This is a genomic window from Azohydromonas caseinilytica, from assembly GCF_012927045.1.
Lineage (GTDB): Bacteria > Pseudomonadota > Gammaproteobacteria > Burkholderiales > Burkholderiaceae_C > Azohydromonas > Azohydromonas caseinilytica.
This window is the reverse complement of sequence record NZ_JABBFW010000033.1, coordinates 39,095-60,568: the sequence shown is the minus strand read 5'-3', so window position 1 is coordinate 60,568 and position 21,474 is coordinate 39,095. Positions and strand designations below refer to the sequence as shown.

Here is a 21,474-nt window from a genome sequence, read left to right as displayed (position 1 = left end):
TGCCGGGCATGGCGGCCCCGGCGAGCGCCTTGCAGCCGTCCACGGCCCACCCGTGCACCGTCACGGCTGGCCGCGTCAGTACCGCTCAACATGCTCGGTGCAGGCAAATCGTTCACAGCTTCTCAGCACACCGGCAGCGTGGCGTCGTCGGACTCGCCCAGCGCCTCGACGGCCAGCACCCAGCCGCTGCCCCAGGGCATGAGCCGCCCGCGCGCCAGGCACAGCGCCGGGCGGCGCCCCTGCGCGCGCAACCACAGCGTGGCGCCCGGGCCGGCGCCGTCGAGCACCGCGCCCGCCGGCCAGCCGGCCAGGCGCTCCGCGGGCAGCGCGCGGGGCAGGTCCAGGCGCACTTCGCAGGCTTGCAGGCCATCCGCCGTAAAAGCTTCGATGGAAGGTTCCGTTCGGGCTGAGCTTGTCGAAGCCCTGGCGCCCGGTTGGCCCACAGGCCCTTCGACGGGCTCAGGGCGAACGCAGCGTAGGGATGAGCTGTCGGCCGACGCCGCCGGCGCTTCGCCCGCCGCCAGCCGCGGCGCCAGCGGCGCATCCAGCCGTACCGGCACGCCGCCGCCCGGCTCACTGGCCGCGCGCAGCAGCCCGGTCCAGGAGGTATTGAAGGACTCGGGCAGCAGCAGCGCGCCGCCGGGCTCCAGCCGCTCCAGCTCCTCGCCCGACAGCCGCGGGCAGGACAGCAGCAGCCGCGCCGGCAGCGCCGGCCACTGCAGCCACGCAGCCAGCACGCCTTCAGGGGCCGGCAAGGCACGCAGCAGCGCCCAGGGCAGCTCCAGGCTGCCCTGCAGGGACACGCCATCCGAGCCCTCGTCCAGGCGCCACTGCGCGCGTGCCTGGCTGCCGCGCGGCGCGGGGGCGATCGGGATCTCGGTCCAGCGCCAGTGCAGCGGCTGCTTCATCCAGCCCTCCAGCGCCTCCAGCAGCGCCTCGCAGCGCTGCAGCGCGATCGCGGCATCCGGCGCATGGCGCAGTGCGGGGCTGTCGATGCGCAACCGCAGCGGCCCGGCCGCCACGCTGGCCTCGAACACGCTGCCGCGCGGAGCGGCGCCGGCTGCCGGGGAAGGCGCGGCCGAGGCCGCCGGCGCCGCACCGGCCTGCGGGCGCAGGGTGTCGGCGCTGCGCGGGGAGTCGAGCACGGCGTCCATCGCCTCAGGCCCGCTGGCTGACCATCATGCGGGTGAGCTGCGCCACGGAGCGCGCCTGCATCTTGGCCATGCCGCGGGCCCGGTACAACTCCACCGTCTTCACCGAGAGCCCGATGCGGTCGGCGATGTTCTTGTTGTAGATGCCCTGGATCACGTGGCCCAGCACCTCGCGCTCGCGCGGCGTGAGCGAGCGCTCACGGGCGACGAAGCGCGCATGCGCCTGCGCGTCCTCGCCCTCCAGCGCCACGGGCGCGGTGGGCGCCGTGGGCATTGGCCGGCGCGGCGCGCCCGGCTCGTCTTCCGCCCCGGCTTGTGGCCAGGCGAAGGCGCTGTGCAGCGCCGCCTCCAGCGTGTCGTCGTCGAAGGGCTTTTCCAGCAGCGTGACCGCGCCCTTGCGCATGGCCTGTACCGCCAGCGGCACGTCGGCATGGCCGCTCATGTAGATCACGGGCAGCGCCGCACCGCTCTCCAGCAGCGCGTCGTGCACGTCCAGGCCCGACATCGCCGGCATGCGCACGTCCAGCAGCAGGCAGGCTTCCTCGTGGCGGTCGCGCCGCGACAGCGCCTCCAGCGCCTCGTGCGGGTCGCTCCAGGCCCGCACCGCGTAGCCCGCGCCGCCGAGCCAGAAGTCCATCGCGTCGCGGAATTCGGGGTTGTCGTCGAGGATGTAGATGGTGCGCATGCTTGTCCTCAAGGCGTGATGGTGGGAAGGCTCACGTGGAAGGTCGCGCCGCGATCCCCATTGCGGCTGAACCACAGCCGGCCCTGGTGCAGCTCGATGAAGGAGCGGCAGATCGACAGCCCGATGCCCATGCCGGAGGGTTTCGTCGAGGCGAAGGGCACGAACAGCCTGGCCTGTGCCTCGTCGTCGAGGCCGCAACCGTTGTCGCTGACTTGCAGCTCGATCTCGCCGGCGCGGCGCAGCAGCCGCAGCGCCAGGCGCGGCTCGGGCGGCGGGTCGGTGCGCAGCGCGTCCAGCGCGTTGCGCATGAGGTTCATCACCACCTGCTGCAGCATCACCTCGTCGCCGCAGACGGCGGCCTCGCCCTCGGGCAGCTCCAGCGCCAGCCGCGTGCCGCTGCGCTGCAGGTCCCAGTCCAGCAGCGGCGCCGTGGCGCGCAGCAGGGCGCTGACGTCCACCCGCGCGCGGCGCGGCTGGTGAGAGTGGGTGAACTCGCGGATGCGGGCGACGACGCGCGCCGCGAACATGACCTGGTCGATGGCGCGGTCCAGCGCCTGGGCCTCGGCCTCCTGCAGCCGGCCGCTGCCGCGCCGCGACAGCCGCGAGCGCAGGCCGCGCAGCAGGTTGGCGCAGGCGCCGATGGGCTGGTTGATCTCGTGCGCCAGCGTGGCCGCCATCTCGCCCACCGACAGCACGCGCGAGGTGAACAGCAGCTGCTCGCGCGCATCGAGCTGGCGCTGCAGCGCGCGGCCCTGCTCGCGGCGGTCCGCCAGGCGCAGCAGCCGCTGGCCGTTGACCGCGGCGGTGAGCTCGGCCCGCCATTCATGCGCGTCGCCCAGCACCAGGCATTGCGGCGTCTCCGTCTCCACGGCTCGGGCCGCCGCCAGGCCGGGCAGGGCCTGCTCCAGCTGCGGCAGCGGCGTGCCGGCACCCTGCGCGGGCAGCAGGCGCAGCCACGCGGGGCTGGCCCAGGCGATGCGGCGCGTGAAGTCATCGAGCACGGCCACGGCGTCGCCGAGGGCGGCGAGCCCCTGGTAGCCCGTGAGCGATGCTGTCTCGCTCGCTGACTCGTCATTCCCGCGAAGGCGGGAACCCAGGCGGTCCCCATGCCTGCCGTCAGCCGCTTGGGTAACAAGCCAAGGACTCTCGGCCTCTTGGTGCCTGCATTGGCTCTGACATGCTGATGCGGGACCGCCTGGGTCCCCGCCTGCGCGGGGATGGCAAGGTAGTAAGCCAAGCGAGTCAGCTTGCGGCTGCTGCCTATCACCTTCCCCTGGCCAGCGGTGCAACTGCGCCGGCATGGAGCTGTCCGAAGGCGAAGACTCACGAAGCAAGGCGTTCATCACGACATCTCCTCAACCGCCGCCGCACACCCCGCCAGCGGCACCGAGCTCACCACCAGCAACGCGCTCCACTGCACGCCCAGCGCGTTCCAGAAGCTGCGTGCCGCGCCAATACGCACGGTGACGGCGCAACCGGGCCGGCGCTCGGCCAGCAGCGGGCCGAGCTGCACGCCGCACGCGGTGGCCTGGGCAGCGTCGGCCGCGACCAGCCGGCGCCCATGCCAGAAGTGGTGTTCCTTGACCAGCCGTGCGTGGCACCAGTGGGGCGCGCGCGGCGGCTGCAGCCACTGCAGCCAGGCCTCGAAGCAGGGACCGGCCAGCGTGGTCGTTGCCTGTTCACCCGGGCCGGGCTGCCTCGGCGCCAAGGTGAACACCCAGGCCGGGCCCTGCGCCTGTGGCCCCTGCGGGCAGGCCAGGATCACGTGGCGCCCGCGCCGCCACTGATCTACCGCGGCCCGCAGCGCCGCGGGGACGTCAGCGCTGCGCAGCGTGGCCTGCAAGGTGCGCAGCAGCGTGCGCAGGCGCGCGGCGGCGGCGTCGAGTGGCGGTTCAAGAGCAGGCGGCTCGTCTTGCGTCTGCGTCTGCTCGTCCTGCGCCTGGGCTTCGGCCTCGGCGTCCCGCGCCGTCTCCCGCGATGGCTCATGCTCCGGCGCCGCATCCTCGCCGCGCGCCCGGGCCTGCAGCGGCTGCGGCATGGGGGGCGGCAGCGTCCACGGGATGCCCGGATCGACCTGCAAGCCCACCAGCACGGCCGGCGCGAGCTGCGCGTCGGGCAGCGCGAAGTCGCCGGCGCCGGGGGCGGCGTTGGCCGCGTTCGGCTCCTGGCGCGGATGCGGCGCCGCCTCACTCGCGGCCTGCGGCCGGCCCTGCTGCTGCAGCGTCGCGGCTTCGGCGTTCGGGTCGGCACCGGCCAGCGGCGCGCCCGAGGGCTCCTGCGTGGCGGCCTGCGCCGGGCCCAGCAGGCGCTCGCTCAGCCCCTCGCGCCGCAGCAGCCGCTCCACGCCGTCCGGCGCAGGGACGGGCCCGCCGGCAATGGCCGATGCGCCCTCGCCGGCTTCGGCCGCGGCGGCGAGGGCCTGCGCCACCGCGGCGGCGTCCGGCGCCTGGGCGGCATGGAGAGACGCGGCATCCATGGCGGTATGCGGATCGCAGGCCTGCCGTCCCGCCTCAGGCCGCGCAGGCCACGTCCGCGCGCAGCGCCAGGCCCTGGTCGCCCAGCGCCAGCCGCTGCGGCTCCAGGCCCAGCAGCTCGACCAGGTAACCGTGCGCGGCCTGGCGCACATGCGCCATGGCAGCGGGGCCCTGGCGCAGCGCCAGCGTCCAGGTTTCGCTCATCAACACCGCCAGCAGCGCGAATTTCTCGAAGTGCAGCTGCTGCTCGCGCGTTCCGGCATCGGCCAGGCCGATGCGCAGCACGCCGGCCATCTGGCGCTGCAGGGCCTGGAACTGTGGCGGCGTCGCGTCCGTGCCCTGCAGCGCGCGCAGGTTGGCGAGCACGAAATGCGCCGCCGCGGCGCCGAGGTCGTCGCCCTGGCCCCGGCCGGCCTCCGCGCTCACGGCGCGGCGGTAATGCGCCAGGCAGCGCGTGAACAGCGCGCGCCGCTCTTCGCGGGCCGCGGCGCTGCCGGGCAGCGCGTCGGCCAGCAGCGCGGGCGCGCGCGGCACGCGGGCCGGGGCCACGACCAGCGGCGCCGTATCCGCCTGCGCGGCGCGCACCGCGACAGCATTGAGCAGCGTGTGCCGCAGGTGCTGCGACAGCGTCCGGGCCGCGCCGTTGGCGAGCTGGGGCAGGTTCATGCGGAGGTCTCCTCGGTCGTGCTCGGGGATGCGGGCCGCGGCGTGCGGCCCCGGGGGGCGATCCGCCGCGCGGCGGCACCGGGGTCGGCTGGGGTGTGGAGGTCGGCGGTCACGGCGTGTCTTCTTCGCGGTGGTGGTCGGGGTGGCGATGCAGCTCCAGCGGCTCGTGCGGCAGGGCCTTGGCGCGCAGCCGCTCTTCGAGTCGTCCTAGGTTGCGGCGCAGCTCCTGCGGGTTCAAACCATGCGCGCCCACCGACAAGGTCCAGCCCGCGCCGGCCACCGGCGCCACGGCGTGCAGCGTCACCCCGCCCCCCAGCGGCTCGCGCAGCGACACCTCGAAGGCGCGCGCGGCGTCGGCAGCGCCGGGCGCGGGCTGCGACAACTCGGCGCGCAGCGCGGCGGGCGGCGGCTCCACCAGGCCGCGCGCGGGCGGTGGTGCCTCGATGGGAGTGGCCTGCGCCTGCGCCTGGGCCAGCACCAGGGCAAAGGGGGCGGGGAACGAAGGCGGCGGCGCGGGCAGGGCGGCTTCCAGCGGCGGCGGCTCGGTGTCCCCGGCCTGGTCCTGCCGGCCGCCCTGGTCCTGCAGCTTGGAACGCTGCCGCAGCGCGCGCTCGAAGTCGGCGACGCTGCGCTTATCGGGGGCGGCGCGGCGGTCGTCGTCGCGGGAGTGGGCCGGGGCCGCGGAGCTGGTGCGGGAAGTCGTTGTGGTGGTGGAATTCACGGTTTCTCCAGGCAAGCTAAGAAGGACAGCTGTTGCGCCGCACAGATATGCGGCTGTCTGGAGTGGCTGGTGGATGCCGGCCGTGAGCCGATTCGCTCTCCCCACCACTTCGTCATCCCCGCGCAGGCGGGGACCCAGGCGGTCCCACGTGAGCACGTCAGCGCTGATGCAGGCATTGCGACACCAAGTCCTCGGCACGCTGAGCAGCTGGCTCACGGTCAGCGTGGGGAGCACCTGGGTTCCCGCCTGCGCGGGAATGACGAAGTAGTAAGCGATCCACGTCAGCTCGCGGCCAACGCTCTGCAACTCCTCTCGGACAGCCCGCGCCATCACGGGGCTGTCCCTCCTTCAGTTGCCCCTCCCACGTGCCAGGTTCATCCCCTCCTGCGCCCCTGGTCCTCCACCTCCATTTCTCCCCGCAGCTCCTGCGCCCGCGCCCGCTCGCGCAGCGCCGCGTCGGCCAGGCTGCGCACGGCGTCCTCGCCGGCCAGGGCGCGGGTGAGCTCGGCGCGCGTTTGCTGCAGCTTCTCCTGCATCGCCTCCAGGTGTTCCTCGTCGTCGATCAGCGCCACCTCCAGCCGCTCCAGCCGGTCGGCCAGGCGCTCGCGCTCGGCGCCGGCCACGCCGGCCCAGCGCGGCAGCGCCGGCGCCAGCTCGTGCACCAGGCTGTGCGTGAGCTGCGCCATCTCGCGCCGGCGCGCCTCCAGCGAGCGCTGGCGCTCGCGCAGCACGCGCAGCGCCTCGTCCACCGCCTGCTGCGCCTCGGCGCAGCGCGCGCGCAGCCGTTGCACGCGCAACGCGCGCAGGCGCAGCAGCTCGCGGGCCTCGCGGATCACTCCACCGTCTCCCGCAGCCGGTCAATCGTTTCCTCGAAGCCCGTGGGCTCCTCGGCGTGCTGCTGCAGCAGCGCCTTGATCGCCGGCATGCGCTCGATGGCGGCATCGGCCACCGGGTCGCTGCCGGCCTGGTACTCGCCCACGCGCAGCAGGAACTCCACCTCGGCATGGCGCGCCATCAGCGTGCGCAGCCGCGCCGCGGCGGCGCGGTGCTCGGCGCCGGCCACGCGCGTGAACACGCGGCTGGCGCTGCCCAGCACGTCGATGGCCGGGTAGTGGTGCGCCTGCGCCAGCTTGCGCGACAGCACGATGTGCCCGTCCAGGATGGAGCGCACCTCCTCCGCCACCGGGTCGCTGTTGTCCTCGTCCTCGGCCAGCACCGTGTAGAAGGCGGTGATGGAGCCGTGCGCGTCGTTGCCCGCGCGCTCGAACAGCCGCGGCATCTCCGCGAACACCGAGGGCGGATAGCCGCGCCGCACCGGCGGCTCCAGCGCCGACAGGCCCAGCTCGCGCAACCCCCGCGCGAAGCGGGTCACGGAGTCCATCAGCAGCAGGACGCGCTTGCCCTCGCGCCTGAACCCCTCGGCGATGGCGGTGGCGGCATAGGCCGCACGCACGCGCTCCAGCGCCGGGCGGTCCGAGGTCGAGACCACGACCACCGAGCGTGCCAGCCCGTCCTCGCCCAGGGCGTCGTCCAGGAACTCGCGCACCTCGCGTCCGCGCTCGCCGATGAGCGAGATCACGTTGACGTCGGCCTTGGCGCAGCGCGCCAGCATGCCCAGCAGGGTGGACTTGCCGCCGCCGGCCATGGCGAAGATGCCCACGCGCTGCCCTTCGCCCACGGTCAATGCCGCGTCGATGGCGCGCACGCCCGTGGGCAGCGGGGTGTCGATGCCGCGCCGCTTCAGCGGCGAGGGCGCCTCGGCATGCAGCGGGGTGTGCTGCAGCGTGCGCGGGTCCAGCGGCTGCTCGTCCAGCGGGCGGCCGAAAGGGTCGATCACGCGCCCCAGCAGCGCCGGCCCGTAGGGCACCTGCGCCTCGTCCGACAGGGCCTGCACCGCCGCGCCCACGCTCAGCCCCAGCAGCGGGCCGTAGGGCGCCAGGATGGCTTCCGGGCCCGAGAAGCCGATCACCTCCGCCAGCAGCGGCTCGCGCCCGGCCTCGGCGCTGTCGAAGACCTGGCACTGCTGGCCGATGCGCGCGCGCAGCCCGGTGGCGCGCAGCACCGTGCCGCCGGCCTGCACCACGCGGCCCTGCTCGGCCAGCGTGCGCGTGCCGTGCAGCGCGCGCAGCAGGCGGTCGGATTCGGTGGTGAAAGTGGTGGTCATGACTCTCGGGCGCTGAAGCGCCAAGTACGCAGCCCGCTTTTCCGTTCGTCCTGATGCTTCGAAACCTCAGCACAGGGCGCGCCCTGCGGGCGCGTCGAAGGATGAACGGCCCCTGCTGTTCGGCCGCCATTGCAGCCTGTCGGATTCACCCTTCGATACCTCAGGGCGAACGGATCGGTTGGGATACCGGAATTTCGTTACTTGGCTCAGTCCGCGGCGCCCAGGCCTGCTCCAGCCGCGTCAGCTGGCCTTCGAGCGAGGCGTCGATGCTGCCGTGCTCGGTGTCGAGGCGGCAGCCGTCGGGCGCGCAGGCGGCGTCGGCGCGCACTTCGATCGCCAACGGCGTGTCCCGCGCCGCCAGCCGCGCGCGCACCGCGTCGGCCTGGTCGGGATGCACCAGCAGCACCAGCGGCTGCGCCGGCACCACCTCGGCCGCGGCGGTCTCCGCCAGCGCCGCCAGCACCTCGTCCGGGGCAAAGCGGCCCAGCAGCTTGCGCACCACCTGCAGCGCCAGCACGCCGGTGTCGCGGCGCAGCCGCGCGCGCTCGGCCTCGGCCGACTGCCCCAGCGCCAGCAGTGCGGCGGACAGCTCTTCACGCGCCGCGCGCCGCCCCTGTTCCAGCCCCCGCGCCTCGCCCTCGGTGCGCGCGGTTTCCAGCACGGCCGCGATGCGCTGCGCCTCGGCGCGCTGCAGCTCGGCCAGCTCGCCGCACAGCCGCTGCGCGTCCTGCAGCACCGGCACCTCGGCCGCGCGCAGCACCAGGCGCGGCGAGGCGATGCGCGTGGCCCCATCCGCCTGCCACAGCAGCCAGCTCATGGCTCGATCTCCAGCGTCTCGACAGCCGCCAGCAGCTGGCGCGCCGCCTCGGGATGCAGCTCCAGCGGCGCCGGCGCGGCCAGCAGCGGCGTGACGGCGCGGCGCAGGCCCGCGGGCAGCGCCGTCCACAACACGGCCGCGCCCAGCGCCTGCAGCCGCTCCGGCACCTGCGCGGCCTCACCCAGCCGCGGCGGCGCCGGCAGCGGCAATGGGGGCCGCGCCAGCAGCGCTTTCCAGAAGGCCTCGCCCACGGCGGCGCGCGCGGCGGCCACGCGCGGGCGGTCGATCCACAGCCGCAGCTCGGCCTGGCACAGCAGCGCGCCGACACGGCACTGCAGCCGCGCGCAGGCCACCGCGTCCAGTGCCAGCCAGGCGGGCGCGGCGTCCAGCACATCCCACTCGATGTCGGCGGCGGCCTCCGGCGCAGCGGCCAGCAGCCGCGCGGCGGTGGCGGCGCGACAACGGCGGCGGGCGCGGGTGGCGACGGCCGGTGGCGCCATCGTTTCAGCCGTCGCGCTCATGGCTGCTTGGCGCCGGCGGCGCGGCGCAGCATGGCTTGCAGCTCCTCATGCGGCGCCTCGGGGCCGGGCAGGGCCTTGGGCGCCATGGAGACGCCGTCGTCCCGGCTGCCCGCGCCGCGGCGGCGCAGCCACAGCATCCCGCCGCCGCCCAGCAGCAGCACGCCGCCCAGGGAGCCGGCCAGCATCGGCAGGGGCAGCCCCGCGCCGGACGCGCCGACCGGGGCGGCGGCCTTGGCCGGGCGCTCGGCCGGCAGCTCCTCGGCCGGGAAGAGGGCGACGGTCACGTTGTCGTAGGGCAGGCCCTCGATGCTGTTGACCACCAGCGCCTTGATCTGCGCGACCTGGGCCGTCATGTCCTTGTCCGGCCGGTGCTTGATGAACACCGAGGCCGCCGAGGGCGTGGCCTTGTCGGCCAGCGGATGGCGCTCGGGCACCACCAGGTGCACGCGCGCATGCACCACGCCGTCGATGCTGGCCAGGGTGTTGGCGATCTCCTGCGACAGCGCGTGCACCAGCCGCGCGCGCTCCTCCAGCGGCGAGGACACGAAACCCTCGCGCTTGAACACCGAGCCGATGCTGTCGAACTGCTCGCGCGGGTAGCCCTGGGCGGAGAGGGCGCGCACGGCGGCCGGGAAATCGTCGGCCTGGGTGAGGATGGAGAACGCGCCGTCCTTGCCCTGCTTCTCGGCCTCGATGCCGGCGCTGCGCAACACCGCCACCATCTCGTTGGCCTGGCGCTCGGAGAGCTGCGAGTACAGGGCCTGCTCGTTGCAGGCGGTGAGAGCGACAACGGCCAAGGGCAGGAACAGCCGTTTCAAGCGCGGGACGCGGGGCATGGCGGGACTCCTTCAGGGTGCTGGGAAGGCGTTTCCTTCAAAGGCGGCTCCCGAACACCGGGCGGCAACCCGCCCCTCTCCCGCGGTGCGGGCGAGGGGAGGCTGGCGTGTCAGCCTCCGGGGTGCAGATCGAGAGAAATCGGGGCGGCCATGGCTCACTCAGGACTGTTGCTTGAACAACTGCTGCAGCCCGTCCGAGGTGCGGTTGGCGATGTTCGTGGTGAGCTGGCAATGGAACATGAACTCCTGCGCGCGCACCGTGAGCATCACCACCTCGCCCGGCGTCATGGCCGCGCCGCTGGCCTGCGCCTGGTGCGCCTCCGCCGCGAGCTTGGCCGCCTCGGTGTTGATGTGGTCGAAGGGCCGCATGAGCTGGCGCGCGGCCTCGGTGGTGGCCTGCACCGGGCGCGCCTCCAGCCGCGCCCCCACGCGGGCCAGCGCGCCCTCGAAGCCGCTGAAATCTCCCAGCGACAGGCCGTAGCCGGCCTGCACCGGGTTGCCGCCACCGGCCGACGCGCCCGCGGCGTGCAGGGCGCTCATCGCGCCGCCCGAGGAGCCCAGGCCGGAGGCCAGGGCCGCGATGTCCATGCTCATGGCGCGCTCCCGCTCACTGCTTGCGGGCCAGCGTGTCGAGCGCCTGGCCGACCGAGGAGATGGCGGTGTGCGAGCTGTTGGACAGGAAGCTCATCTTGAGCGACTGCGTGGACAGCTCCGTGATCGCCGCCGGCGTGTCGTCGCCGTTGGCGACGATCTCCGACTGCTGCTGGATGCGCCCGGCCTGCGCGTCCAGCGTCTGGCCCCAGGCCCGGGCCATGGCCTCGAACCAGTGGCCGCTGCCGCCCTTGCTGCCGCTTTGCTGCATGGGCGCGGCGGCTATCAGCGCCAGCGGGTGGGTGTAGTTGGTGTTGGTGGTCATGGCGGGTCTCCTTTCCTCGTGAGGCGTGATGGGCCGTGGGTTGCAGGGACTGCGTCAGAAGTTCAAGCTCGATTCCTCGCCGGCGCGCTCCAGCGTCACGCGCTGGCCGTCGATGCGGGTGATGCGGTGCCCGGTGGGCAACATGGCGCCGACGAAGTAGCGCGCGCCGTCGGCCGTGACGAGGTAGGCCGGGTCGCCCGGCACCAGCGAGGCGATGCGCTTGCCGGGGTCGTCGGGCACCGGCGGCGCCGGCGGCGGCTCGGGCTTGGCGCGGTTGGCCACCGCGAGCTGCCTGAGCCCGCGCACGTCGCGGCGCACCACCTCCTGGGCGCGCTCCAGGCGCTGCGCATCGGGCTCGCTGGCCTCCACCGCCACCTCGCCCGCGCCCAGCACGCGCGCCTGCACCGCCACGCCGTTGACGCGGAAGGTGTTGGTCACGTCGCGCGCCAGGCCCTCATCGACCTGCACCTGCACCGCCGGCGTGAACTGCCGCGCCGCCAGCCAAGCGTCCAGCCGCGCGCGCTCGGCCAGCGTCGCCAGGCGCCCGCGGATCTCGGGGCGCCCCGAGGCGTCGCGCACCACGTCCAGCGACGCGAACTCGCTGCCCTGCAGCGCCTCGACCAGCGCGGGCGGCTTCGCGGGCGCGGGTGCCTTGTTGCCGGCGCCCCACACCAGCGCCAGCGTCAGCGCCGCCAGCCCGCCCAGCGTGGCGAACAGGCCGGCCGGCAGCATCCAGGCCGCGGCCCGGCCACGGCGCTTCACCATGGCCGGCAGCCCGCCGGACCGTGCCTGCGCGGCGGCCCAGGCCTCGGCGGTGGCTTGCGCCTCCGACTTCGGCTCCGCGTCCGCCGCGTCCCCGTGCTCGCGCCCGGCCGGGCCGAAGGCCAGCAGCGTGGTGCCCAGGCGCAGCCGCGCCTGCATCGGCCAGGGGGCGACGCGCCCGGCCTCCAGCGGCTCGCCATCGAGCTCCACCGTGCCGGCCAGCACTTCGAGCAGGGCGTGGCCGCCGGCGGCGGCGATGCGCACGCGCGCGGCCTGGCCGGCGGCGTCGTGCAGCAGCAGGTCGGCCTCCTCGTCGGCCGCGCTGCCGTCGGCCAGGGCGAGCAGGCAGGTGCCCGCCAGCGGCGCACGCGCGCCGGCCTGCGGGCCTTCCAGGACGCGCAGCTCCAGGGGGGCGTTATCAGAGTTGAAAGCGTTGGAATCCATGGGTGGCTCGCTCATTGGCCTTTCCCGTTCGCCCTGGAAGGGCGTTGGTTTTTCCGTTCGTCCTGAGGTATCGAAGGATGAACGGCCCTTGCCATGCGGCAGGCGTATGAGCCTTCCGGATTCGCCCTTCGATACCTCAGGGCGAACGGGTCGGGAGGCGACGACTCCACGGGCATCGCTACAGCCTTGCGGGTTTGACCTTCGATACCTCAGGACGAACGGGGCGGTGGGTTCAGAAACTCCGTGAATTGCGTGTGGCTCATCGCCCCGCCCCCATCGCCTCCAGATCGATCTCCACCGGCGGCCGCTCCGGCGTGTAGCGCGCGCCGGCGGCCGGTGCGGCCGCCACCGGCGCCACGGCCGGCTGCAGCGCGGTGTTGGTGGGCGCGGGGCGCGAGGAGGCCAGGCGCGGCGTGATCAGGAACATGCGCTCCACGCGCGCGCTGGAGTTGGTGCGGTTCTTGAACAGGTTGCCCACCACCGGCGCGTCGCCCAGGCCCGGCACCTTGTCCACGTTGGCGGACGACACCTCGCGCGTCATGCCGCCGATGAGCAGGCTCTCGCCCTCGGCGATCAGCGCCTGCGTGTTGATGGAGGAGCGCTCGATGATCGGGATCTGGTCCACCTGGCGCCCGGTGAGCGAGCCGTCCTCGACGTTGACCAGCAGCTTGATGCGCGTCTGCTCCCGGTCGCGGAACACGTGCGGCGTCACGCGCAGCGAGGTGCCGGCGCTGACGTTGAACAGGTCCACCTCCTCGCGCCCGGCCACGCGCACGAAGAAGGTGGAGGTGTTGTCGAACACCGCCTCCACGTTGGAGAGCGTCACCACCTGCGGGCTGGACACCACGCGCGCCGCGCCCTCGGCCTGCAGCGCGTTGATGCGGGCGATGAACTGCCCGATCGAGCCCAGCACCGTGGACACCACCGCGCCGCGCCCGATCGTGCCCGCCGCCAGGCTGCCGAAGGAGGCCGAGTTGCCGGCATTGCTCCAGCGCCAGTTGATGCCCAGCTCGCGCAGCCGGTCGGTGTTGACGTCGATGATCGTCGCCTCGATCTCCAGCGACTGCGGCTCCACGTCCAGCGCGGCGATGAGCTGCTCGTAGCGCGCCAGCCGCTCGGCCACGTCGCGCACGATGATGGCGTTCAGGCGCGGCTCGGCCTCGATGCTCACGCTGCGCGGGTCGTAGGCCGGGCCCGCCGCGGCCGGGGCGCTGGCCGCCAGGCCGGCCTCGCCGGGCTGCACCGCGGTGCTGTTGAGGGCGTTGACCAGCGCGTCCACGGCGCGCCCGCGCGCGGCGTCGGCCGACTCCTTGCCGCGCTCGCTCGCGGTGGGCGCCATGCCCTGCGAGGCCAGGCCCTGGCCCTTGAGCTTCGGAAGGGTGGGCCGCAGCGCCACGTCCTGCGCGCCGGCGCCGATGGGGCGCGTGCCCACCAGCGAGCGCAGGATCGAGGCCACGCCCGGCACCACGATCTGGCGGCCACCGAGGTTCACCGTCGTGTCCTGGGCCCAGGCATAGCGCAGGTAGAAGACCTTGAAGTCCATCTGCCCCGGCGCGGCCGGTGCCGTGGCCGCGGCCTGGGCCGACTGCGCGCTGCGGATCAGCTCATCGACCTGCTCGGCAAAGCGCCTGGTGCCGCTGATGACGAGCTGGCCGCCCGAGGTCAGGCGCAGCGAGTTGCGCGCATCGGGCAGGCCCAGCGCCTGGGCCTCGCGCAGCACGCGGTCGGCGGCGGGCGCGGACAGCGCCTGGCTGCGCGTGACCAGCTCGGCCGCGGGCACCACGTGCATGGCCGAGCCGTCGTAATAGGCCACCAGGTTGTAGACGCGCGCCACGTCGCGCAGCACGCGCTCGGCCGGGCCGCTGAAGCTGCCGTTGACGCTGCCCGCGAGCTGCGGGCTGATCACGGCCGGCACGTCCACCGAGGCGAACAGGTTCTGCAGGAAGGCGGCGATGGGCTGCTCGCGCGCGGTGATCGACACCGGCCGCCCGGCATTGGGCATGGGCGCAGCCGTGGCGGCGGCCGTGGCGGCGAAGAGCAGGGCGCAGAGGGCGCGGCGCAGGGCGCGCAGACCACGGCTGATACGAACCCCGTGAGGCGCCAGAACGCCGTGTTGGTTTTCCGTTCGTCCTGAGGTATCGAAGGATGAACGGCCCCCGCTGTGTGGCAGGCCTCCGAGCCTGTCGGATTCGTCCTTCGATACCTCAGGACGAACGGATCGGAAGGACCGACGGCTTGATGGAATGGGTATGAGAGCGGTCACGCGGCCTCCAGCATCGGCGCGGCCGGCAGGGCCACGCGGTCGATCACGTCGAGCTGCAGCGTGGGCATGAGCTCGTGGTAGGACAGCACGGGGGTGTCGAAGCACTCGGCCTCGACCAGCCGCCGCACGTGCCAGCGGATGTCGATGGGCGTCAGCACCGCCGAGGGCTGGTGCCGGCGCACGGCCGCGCACAGCGCCTGGCTGATGCGCTGCGCCACGGCCGGCTCCAGCGCCAGCTGCGAGCCGGCGCTGTTGGTGCGCACGCCCTGGCGCAGCAGCTCTTCCAGCGCCGGCTCCAGCATCAGCGCGCGCAGCTGCCCCGTGGGTGCGACCTGCCAGCTGATCTGGCGCTTGAGCGCCACGCGCGCCATCTCGGCCAGCGAGTGCGCGTCCTTCTCGCGCTGGGCGGCGTCGGACAGCGCCTCCAGGATGTCGCGCAGGTTGCGGATGGACACGCCCTCGGCCACCAGGCGGCGCAGCACCTCGGCCACGCGCTGCACGGGCAGCGCGCGCAGCACCTCCTTGATGACATCGGGCATGTCGTTGGAGGCGCGCGTGAGCAGCTGCGTGGTGTCCTGGATGCCCAGGAACAGCGGCGCGTGCCGGCGCAGCGCCTCGGCCAGGCCGTGGTGGATGTCCTCGGCCGGCAGCTCGCCCTGCGCCAGCGGCACTTCGAAAGCCAGCAGCTCCCAGCCGTCCTCGCCCGCGCCATGCAGGTGCACGCGCGGCAAGCTCAGGCCGAGCTGAAGTTGAAAATCGTTCAGCACCTGCTCCAGCGCGCGGCTCAGGCGCGTGGCGCCCTCGTTGGCCAGCAGCCGCTGCGGCACGCGCAGCAGCAGCGGCACCGAGGGCCGCGCCTGCGGCAGCGCGGTGGCGGTGACCGGCGGGGCCGTCTGCAGCTTGCGCATCAGGCCGCGCACGGCCGGGTGGCGCGACTGCTGCAGCCGCTCGCGCCAGGCCGGGGTGAGCAGCACGCCGGCGCTCACGCCCAGCAGCGCCAGCGCCAGGAAGGCGCCCACCGGGAAGCCGGGCACCAGCGCCATCAGCACGCACAGCCCGCCGGCCACCAGCAGCACGCGGGGCTTGGCGGTGAGCTGCTTGCGGATGGCGTCGCCCAGGTGCTTGTCGTCATCGTCGCCGCTGCGCGTGACGATCAGGCCCGCCGACATCGCGCCCAGCAGCGCCGGCACCTGCGCCACCATGCCCTCGCCGATGGTCAGGATCGAGTACTTGGAGATGGCGGTGCCGATGTCCAGGCCCTGCTGCATCACGCCCACGGCCAGGCCGCCCAGCAGGTTGATGGCGATGATGACGATGCCGGCGATGGCGTCGCCCTTGACGAACTTCATGGCGCCGTCGAGGCTGCCGTGGAGCTTGCTTTCCTGCTCCAGCGCCTTGCGCTTGCGCTTGGCCTCGTCCTTGTCGAGCAGGCCCGAGCGCAGGTCGGAGTCGATGGACAGCTGCTTGCCGGGCATGGCGTCCAGCGAGAAGCGCGCCGCCACCTCGGCCACGCGCTCGGCGCCCTTGGCGATGACGATGAACTGCACCACAGTGATGATCAGGAACACCACCAGGCCGACCACGAGGTTGCCGCCCGCAACCACCTTGCCGAAGGTGTCGATGATGTGGCCCGCTTCGCCGTGCAGCAGGATCATGCGCGTGGTGGCGATGGACAGGGACAGCCGGAACAGCGTGCTCATCAGCAGCACGCTGGGGAACACCGAGAACTCCAGCGGCGACTGGATGTAGATGGCCAGCAGCAGCAGCATCAGCCCCGAGGCGATGTTGGCCGCCACCAGCAGGTCGATCAGCCACAGCGGCAGCGGCAGCACCATCAGCGCCACGATCGCCACCACGCCCGCGACCAGCAGCAGGTCGCTGTAGCGCGCCAGCACGCTCTCGTGCGCCTTGGCCGAGCTGCGGAAGAAGTCGGCCATGCTCATTTGAACCCCCTTGCGCTGCGCGCGGCCCCCCCACGGGGGGCGGAGCACTCCCTTCGGAGCGGCCGTGCGGAAGTGCTCATCATTGCCCCCCGAGCCTGGCCACGATCTCGCCGCCGGGCGAGACGCCGAACTCCTGCTGCAGCCGCCGGTACACCGCCGCGACCTCGCGCACGTAGGCCTGGGTCTCGGCGTAGGGCGGCACGCCGTTGTACTTGGCCACCGCGCCTTCGCCGGCGTTGTAGGCGGCGAGGATGCGCGTCAGGTCGCCGCCGTAGCGCTGCTGCAGCGTGCGCAGGTAGGCCGCGCCGGCCTGGGTGTTGGTGTGGGCGTCGAGCAGGCTGCGTTCGGCGTCGCCGCCCGCGCCGAAGCGCTTGCCGGTGGCGGGCATCACCTGCATCACGCCGCGCGCGCCGGCGTGCGAGATGGCGCCGGGGTTGTGGCGCGACTCGACGTGCGCGATGGCGTGCATCAGCAGCGGGTCGATGCCGTTGGCGCGCGCCGCGCTCAGCAGTGCCGGCGCCACCACCAGCACGCGGCGGCCATGGCTGTCCAGCGAGGGCGTACGGCGTGGAGCGGGCAGCATCTGCGGCTGCACCGCCGGTGGCGCGAGCGGCGCGGCGTAGGGGTCGGCCTCGGGCTCGGACATGCGGATCGTCACCGAGGCCGGGCCGCGGTCGTAGAGATCGAGCTGCGCCGCGCGGTGCAGCCTGCCCGGCTCCTCCAGCACGTTGCACTGCTGGGCGATGAGGCGGAATTTCTCGGTGTCGGGGCCCTTTTCCGCGGCCTTGGCGTCGGGCAGCTTGCCCTGGCAGGGCTGCTGCGCGCGGGCCTGGGGAACACAGGCCAGCAGCGTGGCGAGCAGCAGGCCGCTGGTCATGAGCATGAGCGGCCGCGGCGTGCGGCGGGCAGGGATGGTTCGGACGGCGGGCGGCTTCATGTCGGCTCCAGGCGTGACCCTTAGTGGCGCTGGGTTGCCGTGGCGGCCCGGGCGGTTCATCCCTCCTTGGGGCGGGCAGGGCGGAGCCGCCCATCACGAGAGCCTGCCGTCGCCATCCATGCAGCAGTTCACGGTTGCGCAGTGCGTTGCACGTTCCGCCGCCCCAGCGCAGCCGATTGGGAACACCCGCAGTTGGGAATGAACCTGATCGGAAGCAGCCGCAACCCAGGGCCGTCACGACCCCTCAGGAGTCCGCGCCATGGCCGAAGACAGCGGCGACAAGACCGAGAAGCCCACACCCAAGCGCCTGCAGGACGCGCGCAAGAAGGGCGACGTACCCAAGAGCAAGGAGCTGGGCAGCACGCTGCTGCTGGGGGTGTGGCTGGGCCTGGGCGGACTGGCCGTGGGCGAGGCCACGCAGCGCCTGGGCGCGCTGTTCGAGGCCTTCTTCACCACCATCGGCCGCGGCTGGGCCGTCACGGGCTTTGCCGGCGCGGTGCGCGCGCTGGGCATGCAGGCGCTCGAAGCGGGCCTGATGCTCACCGCGCTGCTGCTGGCGCCGGTGGCCGCCGCGGGCCTGCTCATCGAGTTCCTGCAAACGGGCCCGATCCTGACCTTCGAAAAGGTGAAACCGAAGCTGGAGAACATGGACCCGGTGGGCGGCGTCAAGCGCATGTTCTCGCTGGACAACCTCGTCGAGGTGCTCAAGGCCATCATCAAGGCGGCGCTGCTGCTGAGCATCGGCTGGCTGGTGCTGCGCGCGGCGCTGCCGCAGCTCGTGGGCCTGGCGCGCTCGCCGCAGCAGTCGCCGCAGGTGATCGGCGCCTTGACCTGGGACCTCACCTCGCGCCTGGTGCTGTGGACGCTGGGCGTGTTCGCCCTCGTGGCGATGCTGGACTTCGTCTACCAGCGCCATGCCTTCGAGAAAAAGATGCGCATGAGCCTGCGCGACATCAAGCAGGAGTACAAGGAAAGCGAGGGCGACCCGATCATCAAGCAGCAGCGCAAGCAGGCGCACCAGGAATGGTCGCAGCGCAACCAGGCGCAGGCCGCGCGCAACGCCAACGTGCTGGTGGTGAATCCCACGCACGTGGCCATCGCCATCGACTACGACCGCGAGAGCTCGCCGGTACCGACCATCGCCGCCAAGGGCGAGGACCACGTGGCGCGCGCCATGCGCGAGGCCGCCGAGGAGGCCGGCGTGCCCATCGTGCGCAACGTGCCGCTGGCGCGGGACCTGCTCAAGCGCGGCGAGCCCGGCGAGATCGTGCCCGGCGACCTGTTCGAGATCATCGCCGAGGTGATCCTGTGGGCGCGCGAGGTGCGCGAGCGTGTCGAGGCCCAGCGCCGCGAGGCCGAGGGCGAAGCCCAATCCCCGCTGCCCGCGCCGCGCATTGCCGCGCCGGGCGAGGACCTGACCCACTACCCGGACCCGTCATGGAAGCGTTCGTGAGCAACTTCGCCCGCATGCTGGCGGCGCTGGCCCTGGTGCTGGCGCTGGCGTGGATCGCGCTGCGCCTGCTGCGCGGCCGGCTCTCAGGTGGCGCGTCGCGCGCTCTGCCGGGCTCCGTGGGCAGCGACGCGCTGCGCTTCGTGCGGGCGCTGCCCGTGGGCACCAAGGAGCGCGTGGTGCTGGTCGAGCACCGCGGCGAGCGCTGGCTGCTGGGTGTCGCCAGCGGCGGCATCAGCACCATCGCCCACTGGCCCGCGCCGGTGGAGGCAGCCGAAAAAGCCCTGACCGGCGGGGATTCCGACTAGGAACGTTCCTGACTGCGGCCGCTACGGGCTGCCGCACGTCCGGACTGTCGGGGAAGGCGGCCAGCGCCTTTAATCGGTTCCGTCAGCGATGCAAACGGCCCACCGGCCGCAGGCAGCGCAGGCGAAAGCAAGGCCCGTGGCAACGCGGGCGGTTACTTCAGCAACCAGGGCGCGGTTTCCAACCCATCGGCGCCCGAAACACGAAGGAGTGAATCATGTCTATCCTGAGCGGCATTATCGGTGGCGGTGGCGGCGGTCTCATCGGCGGCCTGATCAGCAGCGGCCTGGACATGTGCAAGATGGCCTTCCCGCAGCTGCAGATGGCCAGTGCCCTCAACAACCTGATGGGCGGCGCCATCGGCGACGCGGTCAAGGGCGCGGTGGACCAGATCTGCAAGGACCTGGGCATGCCCAAGTTCATCGGCGACATCGTCAAGGGCGCCGTGGACGAGGCCCTGGGCCAGAACAAGCAGCACTGCGGCAACGACGTCAGCGACTTCCTCGGCGGCAAGCTGGGCAAGGCCTTCGAGGACTTCTCCAAGGGCCTGATGAAGGACATCGTCGATGCCTTCCAGCAGTACAAGAAGGAGGGTGGCGGTGACGGCAAGGGCGACGGCAAGGGCGGGGCCAACGGCGCCGAAGGCGGCGGCAAGGGCGGCAAGAGCTGGTTCGTGGCGCTGATGCAGGCGCTGGGCGAGGTCCAGAACCAGCAGGCGGCCAAGCTGGAGAAGCTGTCCAAGGAGGTGTCGGACGTGCTGGGCGCGGGCAACGACTCCGCCGGCTCGCAGAAGGCGCAGTTCGACAAGATGGAGGAGTTCAAGGCCGAGTCCAAGCTGCAGGAGGTGCTGGCCAACGTCACCAAATCCATCGGCGACGCCATTGGCAATTCCATCTCCACGGTGGCCCGCGCGCAGTAAGTTCGCGCTTGTCCACGGTGCGCCAGGCGGCGGGGGTGCCCGTGGAGGGCAGCTGCCGCCGCCGTCTCTTCAAGGAGCCGTGCATGGATGCCAGGAAGGTGCTTGCCGTGCTGTGCGTGGCCGCGGCGGCGCTGCCGCTGCATGCCGAGGACTACAGCTGGGCCAGCCGCGACAACGAGTTCGCCACGCGCCAGCTCGACAGCTTCATGTGGCGCCACCAGCGCAGCCTGGTCGATCCGGTGGCGCGCGCCGTGCGCCGCAACGCCCAGGCCGCCGCCACGCCGGCCCCCGGCAGCGCCCGGGCCGCGGCCGCCAGCACCGTGCTGCCCGAGCGCGCGGCGCAGGTGCCCGCGGCGATGGCGGCGCAGTACCCGCCGCAGCAGCGCGCGCGCGCGCAGCGCAACTTCGAGCAGCTGCTGGCGGGCTACCGCCTGGTCGAGAAGAAGTACGGCCTGCCGCCGCGCGACCTGGCCGGGGCGGCCGCGGTCTATCTCACCGGGGCCTACTCGGCCTACCGCAACGTCGAATTGCCCGAAGGGTACTTCCCGCCGCTGGTGGCGCAGATGCGCGCCATCCTCGCCGCCGAGCCGGCCCAGACCGGCGCGCCGCTGCAGGACAGGCAGGAGATGTACGAGCAGCTGGCCATCGTCGGCATGCTCACCGTCACCGCGCAGCTCGGCCTGCAGCAGCAGCCCGATCCCGCGCTGGAGCAGCGCCTGCGCGCCGCCGGCAAGGACTACCTGGAGCAGCTGCTCAAGGTCGATGCCGAGCGCGTGCAGCTCACCGAGCGCGGCCTGGCGCTGCGCTAGCCACGACACGACGGAGGCCGGCCGTGATCTTCCCCATCGCTCCCATCTACGGTTTCTTCTTCAGGTCCGTCCCGATCATCGAGCCCGTGCAGGACGCGCGCACGGACCGAACCGGAACGCTGGAGCCGGACGCGCCGGCCTGGCGCGCCACCGAGTCGCTGGAGACGCGCTGGGTGCTCAAGGGCTACGAATGGCGGCCGGTGGCGGTGTGGCTCCCGATGGTCAATCCCGGCTGGGACCATTGCGTGGACAACGACCCCGCCGAGATCCACGACCGCGCGGTGCGGGCGGAGGAGGAGCGGGCCGTCCGCCGCCTGGAGCCGCCCGTGCCGCTGCGCCGCGAGCCGCACGAGCCGGCCCGGCTGGAGCCGGCGCAGCGCCATGAGGGTGATGCGCGGGCCAGGGCTGGCGGGGCCGGTGACAAGGGGCCCGAAGGGGGCACGGCATGAGCGGCATTCCCGCCTGGTCCCTGGGCGCTGCGGGCTGGCCCGCCGCGCCGCGCCCCGCGCCGGCCGCGGACGGCCGCAACGGCGCTGCGGCATGGTTCGATGACACGCTGCGCTGCGACGGCATTGCTGCCGACGTGGCTCCCGCGGCGCGCGGCCTGAGCGTGCAGGCGCATGCGGCGCGGGTGCTCGACTTCCTGCTGGACGGGCGCGGCCCGGCCTGAGACTCACGCGCGCACGGCTT

Annotated in this window: 23 protein-coding genes; 6 read left to right on the top strand and 17 right to left on the bottom strand. The window is 73.3% G+C overall.

The window, feature by feature from the left end; all coding sequences use genetic code 11:
* Positions 1–122: 122 nt before the first annotated feature.
* From HHL10_RS26470 to HHL10_RS26390, 17 genes are all read right to left on the bottom strand, one after another.
* Positions 123–1,145: a hypothetical protein gene (locus HHL10_RS26470; protein ID WP_169163412.1), complete on the bottom strand. Its 1,023-nt coding sequence runs from the start codon at positions 1,143–1,145 to the stop codon at positions 123–125.
* A 13-nt stretch (positions 1,146–1,158) separates the two neighbouring features.
* The gene (locus HHL10_RS26465; RefSeq protein ID WP_169163411.1) at positions 1,159–1,836 is read right to left on the bottom strand and encodes a response regulator transcription factor; all 678 of its coding nucleotides are present in this window, start codon (positions 1,834–1,836) and stop codon (positions 1,159–1,161) included.
* Positions 1,837–1,844: 8 nt separating this feature from the next.
* Complete coding sequence (locus tag HHL10_RS31265; RefSeq protein WP_169163410.1) at positions 1,845–2,843, bottom strand: sensor histidine kinase; 999 nt, start codon at positions 2,841–2,843, stop codon at positions 1,845–1,847.
* Between the two features lie 335 nt (positions 2,844–3,178).
* Positions 3,179–4,312, bottom strand: a complete 1,134-nt coding sequence (locus tag HHL10_RS26455; RefSeq protein ID WP_169163409.1) for a hypothetical protein — start codon at positions 4,310–4,312, stop codon at positions 3,179–3,181.
* A 34-nt stretch (positions 4,313–4,346) separates the two neighbouring features.
* Positions 4,347–4,976: a DUF6683 family protein gene (locus HHL10_RS26450; RefSeq protein ID WP_169163408.1), complete on the bottom strand. Its 630-nt coding sequence runs from the start codon at positions 4,974–4,976 to the stop codon at positions 4,347–4,349.
* A 109-nt stretch (positions 4,977–5,085) separates the two neighbouring features.
* The gene (locus tag HHL10_RS26445) at positions 5,086–5,697 is read right to left on the bottom strand and encodes a hypothetical protein (protein ID WP_169163407.1); all 612 of its coding nucleotides are present in this window, start codon (positions 5,695–5,697) and stop codon (positions 5,086–5,088) included.
* A gap of 374 nt (positions 5,698–6,071) precedes the next feature.
* Positions 6,072–6,533: a hypothetical protein gene (locus HHL10_RS26440; protein ID WP_169163406.1), complete on the bottom strand. Its 462-nt coding sequence runs from the start codon at positions 6,531–6,533 to the stop codon at positions 6,072–6,074.
* Entirely contained in the window at positions 6,530–7,861 is a 1,332-nt protein-coding gene (locus HHL10_RS26435; RefSeq protein ID WP_169163405.1) for a FliI/YscN family ATPase, read from the bottom strand. Before HHL10_RS26435 ends, HHL10_RS26440 begins: the two co-directional genes overlap by 4 nt.
* A 160-nt stretch (positions 7,862–8,021) precedes the next feature.
* The gene (locus HHL10_RS26430; protein WP_169163404.1) at positions 8,022–8,678 is read right to left on the bottom strand and encodes a FliH/SctL family protein; all 657 of its coding nucleotides are present in this window, start codon (positions 8,676–8,678) and stop codon (positions 8,022–8,024) included.
* Positions 8,675–9,199, bottom strand: coding sequence for a hypothetical protein (locus tag HHL10_RS26425; RefSeq protein WP_169163403.1), 525 nt, complete (start codon positions 9,197–9,199; stop codon positions 8,675–8,677). Before HHL10_RS26425 ends, HHL10_RS26430 begins: the two co-directional genes overlap by 4 nt.
* The gene (sctJ, locus tag HHL10_RS26420; RefSeq protein WP_169163402.1) at positions 9,196–10,035 is read right to left on the bottom strand and encodes a type III secretion system inner membrane ring lipoprotein SctJ; all 840 of its coding nucleotides are present in this window, start codon (positions 10,033–10,035) and stop codon (positions 9,196–9,198) included. The genes HHL10_RS26425 and sctJ overlap by 4 nt, the downstream gene beginning before the upstream one ends.
* Positions 10,036–10,194: 159 nt before the next feature.
* Positions 10,195–10,629 (bottom strand): hypothetical protein, encoded by a 435-nt coding sequence (locus HHL10_RS26415; protein WP_235971811.1) that lies wholly within the window; start codon positions 10,627–10,629, stop codon positions 10,195–10,197.
* Positions 10,630–10,642: 13 nt separating this feature from the next.
* A complete protein-coding gene (locus tag HHL10_RS26410) occupies positions 10,643–10,951 on the bottom strand; it encodes a hypothetical protein (RefSeq protein ID WP_169163401.1) in 309 nt (102 codons plus the stop codon).
* A gap of 54 nt (positions 10,952–11,005) precedes the next feature.
* On the bottom strand, positions 11,006–12,157 hold the full coding sequence (locus tag HHL10_RS26405; RefSeq protein WP_169163400.1) for a SctD/MshK family protein: 1,152 nt from the start codon (positions 12,155–12,157) through the stop codon (positions 11,006–11,008).
* Between the two features lie 259 nt (positions 12,158–12,416).
* Complete coding sequence (gene sctC, locus HHL10_RS26400; RefSeq protein WP_169163399.1) at positions 12,417–14,159, bottom strand: type III secretion system outer membrane ring subunit SctC; 1,743 nt, start codon at positions 14,157–14,159, stop codon at positions 12,417–12,419.
* Between the two features lie 257 nt (positions 14,160–14,416).
* The gene (locus HHL10_RS26395; RefSeq protein WP_169163398.1) at positions 14,417–16,363 is read right to left on the bottom strand and encodes a flagellar biosynthesis protein FlhA; all 1,947 of its coding nucleotides are present in this window, start codon (positions 16,361–16,363) and stop codon (positions 14,417–14,419) included.
* 79 nt (positions 16,364–16,442) lie between these two features.
* Positions 16,443–17,300, bottom strand: a complete 858-nt coding sequence (locus HHL10_RS26390) for a lytic transglycosylase domain-containing protein (RefSeq protein ID WP_169163397.1) — start codon at positions 17,298–17,300, stop codon at positions 16,443–16,445.
* Positions 17,301–17,559: 259 nt separating this feature from the next.
* Between HHL10_RS26390 and sctU the strand changes: the two genes are divergently transcribed.
* From sctU to HHL10_RS26360, 6 genes are all read left to right on the top strand, one after another.
* Entirely contained in the window at positions 17,560–18,753 is a 1,194-nt protein-coding gene (gene sctU, locus HHL10_RS26385; protein ID WP_169163396.1) for a type III secretion system export apparatus subunit SctU, read from the top strand.
* Positions 18,750–19,058, top strand: coding sequence for a FliO/MopB family protein (locus HHL10_RS26380; protein WP_205833229.1), 309 nt, complete (start codon positions 18,750–18,752; stop codon positions 19,056–19,058). The genes sctU and HHL10_RS26380 overlap by 4 nt, the downstream gene beginning before the upstream one ends.
* Positions 19,059–19,273: 215 nt before the next feature.
* Positions 19,274–19,975 (top strand): hypothetical protein, encoded by a 702-nt coding sequence (locus HHL10_RS26375; RefSeq protein ID WP_169163394.1) that lies wholly within the window; start codon positions 19,274–19,276, stop codon positions 19,973–19,975.
* 83 nt (positions 19,976–20,058) lie between these two features.
* Positions 20,059–20,784: a DUF6683 family protein gene (locus HHL10_RS26370; RefSeq protein WP_169163393.1), complete on the top strand. Its 726-nt coding sequence runs from the start codon at positions 20,059–20,061 to the stop codon at positions 20,782–20,784.
* 23 nt (positions 20,785–20,807) lie between these two features.
* Positions 20,808–21,233 (top strand): hypothetical protein, encoded by a 426-nt coding sequence (locus HHL10_RS26365; protein WP_169163392.1) that lies wholly within the window; start codon positions 20,808–20,810, stop codon positions 21,231–21,233.
* Positions 21,230–21,454, top strand: coding sequence for a hypothetical protein (locus HHL10_RS26360; RefSeq protein ID WP_169163391.1), 225 nt, complete (start codon positions 21,230–21,232; stop codon positions 21,452–21,454). The genes HHL10_RS26365 and HHL10_RS26360 overlap by 4 nt, the downstream gene beginning before the upstream one ends.
* Positions 21,455–21,474: the final 20 nt, after the last annotated feature.